The 6,968-nt window shown below is 62.2% G+C and carries 7 protein-coding genes; all 7 read left to right on the top strand.

Annotated elements, in window-relative coordinates; genetic code table 11:
* The first annotated feature begins 108 nt into the window (after positions 1-108).
* Entirely contained in the window at positions 109-1,032 is a 924-nt protein-coding gene (locus tag FM101_RS15670) for a hypothetical protein (RefSeq protein WP_179204202.1), read from the top strand.
* Between the two features lie 74 nt (positions 1,033-1,106).
* Positions 1,107-2,054 carry a hypothetical protein gene (locus tag FM101_RS15665; protein WP_179204201.1) on the top strand — a complete coding sequence of 316 codons (948 nt, stop codon included), beginning with the start codon at positions 1,107-1,109 and terminating at the stop codon, positions 2,052-2,054.
* Positions 2,055-2,069: 15 nt separating this feature from the next.
* Positions 2,070-3,044: an HAD-IIA family hydrolase gene (locus tag FM101_RS01830; protein ID WP_086994615.1), complete on the top strand. Its 975-nt coding sequence runs from the start codon at positions 2,070-2,072 to the stop codon at positions 3,042-3,044.
* A 49-nt stretch (positions 3,045-3,093) separates the two neighbouring features.
* A complete protein-coding gene (locus tag FM101_RS15515) occupies positions 3,094-3,270 on the top strand; it encodes a hypothetical protein (RefSeq protein WP_241895246.1) in 177 nt (58 codons plus the stop codon).
* Positions 3,267-4,064 (top strand): TlyA family RNA methyltransferase, encoded by a 798-nt coding sequence (locus FM101_RS01820; RefSeq protein ID WP_086994609.1) that lies wholly within the window; start codon positions 3,267-3,269, stop codon positions 4,062-4,064. Before FM101_RS15515 ends, FM101_RS01820 begins: the two co-directional genes overlap by 4 nt.
* Positions 4,065-4,160: 96 nt before the next feature.
* The gene (locus FM101_RS01815) at positions 4,161-5,171 is read left to right on the top strand and encodes an NAD kinase (RefSeq protein WP_086994606.1); all 1,011 of its coding nucleotides are present in this window, start codon (positions 4,161-4,163) and stop codon (positions 5,169-5,171) included.
* Positions 5,168-6,907, top strand: a complete 1,740-nt coding sequence (recN, locus tag FM101_RS01810; protein WP_086994603.1) for a DNA repair protein RecN — start codon at positions 5,168-5,170, stop codon at positions 6,905-6,907. Before FM101_RS01815 ends, recN begins: the two co-directional genes overlap by 4 nt.
* Positions 6,908-6,968 lie beyond the last annotated feature (61 nt).

The following is a 6,968-nucleotide window of genomic DNA, read 5'->3' as shown; positions in this document are numbered from 1 at the left end:
GATGGTACTGCACTCGGGAGGGTGTGGGAGAGTAGGTCGCCGCCGGACAAATTTTAAGTAGTTGAGGCCCTCGACCCTAGGTTGAGGGCCTCAACTCTTTAAGAGCCGATGCCACTTTCTGGCAGCCGGCTGTTGCGCATCGTCGGCGAACTCATGGACGATTCGTCTAAGATTGAGTCAACGAACTTTTCCCCTTGGTCACTTCCGAGGGGCCCAAGCAGGAACCCAGATGCGGCATGGCCGGATCTCAGAGAGGAACGGCCACCGTGGCTGACGAACGCAAGAATTTCCGAGGCCCGCGGGACGACAAGTCCAAGGGGGCCCGCGGCAACGACCGCCCAGGCCGTGAAGGTGGTTTCCGCGGAAACCAAGACTCCAACGATCGGCGTGAAGGCGGTTACCGCGGCGGTAATGACCATCGTGAGGGTGGTTTCCGCGGCGGTAATGACCATCGTGAGGGTGGTTTCCGCGGTGGTAATGATCGTCGTGAGGGTGGTTTCCGCGGTGGTAATGATCGCTCTGAGGGCGGTTAGCGCGGTGGCAATGACCGTCGTGAAGGCGGTCCGCGTGGTGGCGGCGACCGTCGTGAGGGCGGTTACCGCGGCGGGAACGATCGCTCTGAGGGCGGTTACCGCGGTGGCAATGACCGTCGTGAAGGCGGTCCGCGTGGTGGCGGCGACCGTCGTGAGGGCGGTTACCGCGGCGGGAACGATCGCTCTGAGGGCGGTTACCGCGGTGGCAATGACCGTCGTGAAGGCGGTCCGCGTGGTGGCGGCGACCGTCGTGAAGGCGGCCCGCGCGGGGGAGCCGACCGTCGTGAGGGTGGTTACCGCGGTGGCAATGACCGTCGTGAAGGTGGTTTCCGCGGTGGTAATGATCGTCGTGAAGGCGGCCCACGCGGGGGAGCCGACCGTCGTGAGGGTGGTTACCGCGGTGGCAATGATCGTAAGGATGTCGGCTACCGCGGCAAGGAAAAGCGTTTTGACGGTGGCTTCAGGAATAAGCAGGATTCAGCTGAACCACGTGAGCTGAAGCGCGGGGACGATACGCGACGTAATTTCCCTGGTCTGGATGATGGAGAACGCCCGGCGCATAATCCTGCTGACTTGCGAGTCTCCAACCGAGCCGATCGTCCGCGCTCTCCTGAGATTGACTCCGACGTTACGGGTAAGGAACTGGACCGGATCACTCGTGCCGAGCTGCGTTACCTGGATGAGAAGAACTTTGATTGGGTTGCCAAGCACCTGGTGATGGCTGGGCGCATGATCGACCTTGAGCCGGATACCGCCTATGAGCACGCCATGGCTGCGAGTAGGCGGGGAGGACGTGTAGCTGTTGTGCGTGAGGCCGTAGGCCTGACCGCATACACTGCCGGTAACTACGCAGAGGCTCTGCGTGAGTTCCGCACGTTCCGTCGAATTAGTGGGTCCAATATCCACCTTCCTGTCATGGCAGACTGTGAACGCGGTCTGGGGCGGCCGGAGAAGGCGCTCGAGACGGCGCACAGTGAAGAAGCGACAACGTTGGATACACCAGGCCGTGTTGAGATGGCCATCGTGGCCGCCGGAGCACAAGCGGATCTGGGCAACCATGAGGCTGCCTTGAACGAACTGCAGATTCCTCAGCTCGACATCAACCGGGCCTTCTCTTTCAGCCCGCGTCTGTTTGAGGCTTATGCCCTTGCACTGGAAGCCGTAGGCAAGAAGGGTGAGGCCGAACTGTGGCGTCGCCAGATTACGTTGGCTGAACGGGCCCTCGGAGTCGGAGAATTCCAAGATCCGGACATCATGGACCTGGGCGATGACGATGACTCCGCAGAGGACGACAAGCCGCGCGCACGAGACATTGTCAATGATGCTGGCACGACGCCGGATGAGCGTTCTGGGGGTGCGGCTTCGGGCGAGACGGCTGGCTCTACATCGGAATCTGAAAGCTCGAGCACCGCAGAGTTCCGAGGCACGGAAAATGTCGAGACGAGTGGCAGCTTTGAGGAGCCGGGTCAGACCGATTCCGACGGAGAACCGTCCTCCCACGCGCCCGAAACCGACCAGTAGGATATTCAGCTCGCTATGTTGATTTCCGCTTTCGACGCCGTCCTTTCAGATCTCGACGGTGTCGTCTATACCGGTCCGAATGCCATTGAGGGAGCCCCCGAAGCGCTGGGGCGATTGGCTGGTGTCGGGGTCGAGCTGGCCTACATCACCAACAATGCCTCAAGGTCCCCGGAAGTGGTTGCGCGGCATCTTCGCAAACTTGGCGCCCCGGCGGAGGCCAGCACGGTCTTTGGTTCGGCTGATGCCGGCGCTGACTTGTTGGCGGAACGCATCCCGGCGCAGAGCAAAGTCCTGGTGGTGGGTAGCGCGTACTTACGTGATTGCGTCGTCTCACGCGGCTTTGCGCTGGCAGAGTCCGCTGACGAGTCGCCGGTCGCAGTCATTCAGGGGTTCGACCCCGAGGTGAACTGGTGCGATCTGGCTGAAGCAGCTCATGCACTGAATGCCGGGGCGTTGTGGGTGGTCACCAACACCGACATGACCATTCCACGAGCTCGTGGAATGGCCCCCGGCAACGGCTCGCTGGTCCGGGCTGTGTCGTCGGCAACATCAGTGAAACCCGTTGTTGCCGGCAAACCCGAGCCATTGCTTTTCCATGTCGCCGCAGAGCAACTCGAGGCTGCGAAACCATTGGTGGTGGGTGACCGTCTGGACACCGATATCCTCGGCGGGAACCGTGCTGGTTTCGCGACCGCTGTTGTACTCACCGGGGTAGATGATCCCGAGTCCATCCTTGGTGCTCCGACCGATCAGCGTCCGCGGTATCTCTTGGGGACCCTTGCCGAACTGTATGCGGACTATCCGATTGTGCAGGCCACCGGAAAGCAGATCGTTTGCGGGCAAGCGCGTGCCGGCGTGGAGAACGGGAAGATTACCGTGACCGGTTCGCGGGAGGACCTCAACAGTTGGCGTGCAGCCTGCTGCGCGTGGTGGTACGCGAATCCGCATTCAACCGAGCGCACAACACCGGAAATCAGTTTCAGTTCATAAGGCACCGTTCGGCGTCGTAATCGCTGCCCCGTAGACGAGGAGGACCATCGTGGATAACCCCAAGGACGAACATCACGCCGGGACTACTGGTGATCCTGTCGTCGACGAAGAGCTCGAAGTCCTGGATGTCCTGGAGGGGCTGCCTGTTGAAGAACACCAGGCAGTATTTTCTGCCGTGCATGAAGCCTTGCAACGTACGCTCGATGAGGATCCTGCCCAAGCATGAGCCGACTCGACCAAGAACTCGTTGCCCGCGGCATGGCTCGTTCGCGGACCCATGCGGCTCAGCTCATTGCCGATTCGCGCGTCAGCATTGATGGCCACTTGGTGACACGGGCAGCGAAGCACGTGACGGAGTCCCAACACCTGTCCGTGGGTGATGCGGAAGGGGAGGAATACGTCAGCCGGGCCGGACATAAACTCGCTGGCGCGCTGGGGGCCTTTACTGACGTCGTCGTGGAGGGTCGTCGTTGTCTAGACGCAGGAGCCTCCACCGGTGGATTTACAGAGGTTCTCTTGCGGCGTGGAGCTAGCCGAGTGATCTCCGTCGACGTCGGGCATGACCAATTGGTCCGGGAGATCCGCGATGACCCGCGTGTCGACGTGCATGAAGGAATGAATATCCGTGCAGTCACCAGTGAAATGATCGGTGGCCCCGTCGACCTGGTCGTCGCTGACCTCTCCTTCATTTCCTTGCGTCTGGTCGTGGGGCCCCTGGCTGGTGTGACCCGTCCTGGCGGGGAACTGGTCTTGATGGTTAAACCCCAGTTCGAGGTGGGGCGAGATAACCTCGGGCGGACCGGCGTCGTCACAAGCACCGAACTTCGACGACGGTCTGTCGCAGGGGTGGTGCAAGCCGCCCGGGAATCCGGACTCACTCTGACCGGGTTGGCCCGAAGCCCACTGCCCGGACAGGATGGAAATGTGGAGTTCTTCCTCCGGCTTCGCTCCGCGGCCACCGAAGCCTACCCACAACTGGACACGGAATCCCCGAGACTGCCAGAAGTTGACTACTCTTGAAGGGAACCCGTTTCGGACGGACCCCTCCGTGTCAGGAACCGGAGACCATTACGCCTTCGTCTACCGTGAAGTAGGTTCACATAAGGGAAGGAACGCATGAGACGAATACTCGTCCTGGCGCACACCGGGAGGGAAGACGCCCTCCGGGCGGCGTTGGATACCTGTCTTCGACTGCGCGACTCCGGGCTCGTTCCCGTGATGCGCCGCGAAGAACTCCGGAACGTGCGCAATGCCCCCGACGGCAAAAGCCTCGAAGTGGAGGTCCTTGACGAAGACGTCTCACTGAGCGATATCGACCTCGGCATGGTCCTCGGCGGTGACGGCACCGTGTTGCGTGCCGCCGAAATGGTGCGCGAGTCTGCGGTCCCACTTCTGGGCGTCAACCTGGGTCATGTTGGATTCCTTGCTGAAAGTGAGCGAGCAGATCTACGCCAAACCGTGGACTGGGTCGTGAACCGTCATTACGTTGTCGAAGAACGCATGGCCATTGACGTGCAGGTCTGGCTCGGAAACCGGCGGATTGCCCACACCTGGGCGTTGAATGAGGCCGCCGTGGAAAAGGCCAACCGCGAACGGATGATCGAAGTCGTTATGGAGGTCGATGGCCGACCCATCAGCACTTTCGGCTGTGACGGCATGGTCATGGCCACCCCTACCGGGTCGACTGCCTATGCCTTCTCTGCCGGTGGTCCGGTGGTGTGGCCAGGGGTCGAAGCGTTGATCTTGGTGCCGATTTCCGCTCATGCCTTATTCGCCAAACCATTGGTCGTCGCACCGACGTCGACCATGGCCATCGAAATGCTGACACGTACAGATGCCCAGGGCGTGCTGTGGTGCGATGGCCGCCGGACACTGGACCTTCCGCCAGGGTCTCGAGTTGAGGTCACCCGTTCTTCTAAACCGGTGCGTTTGGCCCGCGTGAACCGCACGCCGTTCAGCGAACGTCTGGTGCGTAAATTTGAACTGCCGACCAGTGGTTGGCGTGGTCCTGTGGCCGATGCGCACCGAGATACAGCCACCTCCGCGCTGCCGGTGGTGACCTCGCCCCTCCAAGTTGTCGAGCCCCGCCACTACCAGCCGCGTCCAGACTCGGAGCAGCACCCATGATCGAGGAGATCCGTATCTCCGACCTCGGCGTCATCACCCGGGCCACCTTGGAGCTGGACCCGGGCTTCACGGTCGTGACCGGTGAGACCGGTGCCGGTAAAACCATGGTTGTTACTGCCTTGGGACTCCTGCTCGGCAATCGTGCCGATGCTGGGGCGGTCCGTCACGGAGCCAAGCAAGCCGTCGCCGAAGCCACATTGCGTTTGCCGTCAGGTAGTCCCGCCGTCGCCCGCGCCGAAGATAGCGGTGCCCTGGTGGAAGAACACGATGGGGATTCTGAGTTGATCCTGGCGCGGATCCTCAGCGCCGAAGGTCGGAGCAAGGCCGCCGTCGGGGGCACCTCAGCTCCGGTGGGATTGCTCTCGGAACTCGGATCCCACTTGGTAGCAGTGCACGGACAAAGCGACCAACTGCGCCTGCGCAGCGCGGTGGCCCAACGGGAATCCCTCGACAAGTTCGGGGGGCCGGAGCTGGCCACGGCACGTTCCGACTACCAAGAGACCTTTGACGGCTGGAAGGCCGTCTGGATGGAGCTGGAAGAGATCACCTCCGCGTCCCGCGAACGGGCCCGTGAGGCAGAATCCCTACAACTGGCGCTGGAGGAAATCGATGCCGTCGACCCGCGGCCGGGCGAAGACGAAGACCTCAAAGCCGAAGCCCAGAAACTGGGAAACGTCGAAGGACTCCGGTCCGCTGCCGTCACAGCCCATGCGGCGCTCAGCGGAGATGAGTTCAGTGAGGATCCCAACGCCGTCGGTTTGGTCGACGTTGCCCGCCGGTCCCTCGAACTCGTCGCCGATGATGATCCGGAATTGCGGGTGCTCGGCAGCCGGGTCCAAGAGATCGGCATCCTCGTTGCCGACGTGACCATGGAACTCGGTAGCTATCTCGCGGCACTCGACGGAGACGGCCCCGGGCGGCTGGCCGAGGTCGAGGAACGTCGTTCGGCCCTGAACCAACTGATCCGTAAATATGCCCCGACCGTCGACGAAGTCATCAGCTGGTCCGAGACTGCGCGCAGGCGGCATATGGACCTGCAGGACGACACTGGAAGGGTTGAGGCCCTCCAGAGCCAACTGGAGGGCCTGCAGGGGCGGCTGACAGAGCAGGCCGCGGCCCTTAGTGCTCTTCGTCGTGCCGCGGCGCAGCGACTCTCCGAACGCGTCAGCGCCGAGTTGGCAGCCCTGGCGATGCCCGACGCCCAATTCGTCGTGGAAGTCACCGACGCCGAGGAACCGGTCAGGCATGGGGCCGACAACATCTCCATGTTGCTGCAACCCCATGCGGGCAGTGCTCCTCGTCCCCTCGGCAAGGGTGCCTCCGGGGGCGAACTCTCGCGTGTCATGCTGGCCATCGAGGTCGTGTTGGCCGAAACCGATCCGGTGCCGACGTTCGTCTTCGATGAGGTCGATTCCGGAGTCGGTGGCAAGGCAGCCGTCGAGATCGGAAAACGGCTGGCCATGCTGGCCCGTCATGTTCAGGTGATCGTGGTGACCCACCTGCCGCAGGTTGCTGCCTATGCCCAAAGACATATCCGGGTGATCAAGAACTCCGATGCTCAAGCACAGGAGGGCGCGGGTTTCACCGCCAGCGACGTCGTCCGGCTCGAAGAGGGCGATCGTGTGCGTGAGTTGGCACGCATGCTGGCCGGAGCGGAAGACTCCGACACGGCGCAGGCGCATGCGGAGGAACTGCTCGAAAGCGCTCGTCAGGCCGTTTCGAGCTTCGTGACATAGCTTTTTCGGATGCCAACGACGGCGTCCGGGAGGTAGATTGACGACAACCCGTCCAGCAAAT

The organism is Arthrobacter rhombi (assembly GCF_900163545.1).
GTDB lineage: Bacteria > Actinomycetota > Actinomycetes > Actinomycetales > Micrococcaceae > Arthrobacter_H > Arthrobacter_H rhombi_A.
This window is presented reverse-complemented; position numbering and strand designations above follow the sequence as displayed.

Bases quoted from the DNA above. Each gene is read 5' to 3' on its own strand.
- FM101_RS15670 (WP_179204202.1), top strand. From the start codon at position 109: ATGCCACTTTCTGGCAGCCGGCTGTTGCGCATCGTCGGCGAACTCATG.
- recN (WP_086994603.1), top strand. From the start codon at position 5,168: ATGATCGAGGAGATCCGTATCTCCGACCTCGGCGTCATCACCCGGGCC.
- FM101_RS01820 (WP_086994609.1), top strand. From the start codon at position 3,267: ATGAGCCGACTCGACCAAGAACTCGTTGCCCGCGGCATGGCTCGTTCG.
- FM101_RS01830 (WP_086994615.1), top strand. From the start codon at position 2,070: ATGTTGATTTCCGCTTTCGACGCCGTCCTTTCAGATCTCGACGGTGTC.
- FM101_RS01815 (WP_086994606.1), top strand. From the start codon at position 4,161: ATGAGACGAATACTCGTCCTGGCGCACACCGGGAGGGAAGACGCCCTC.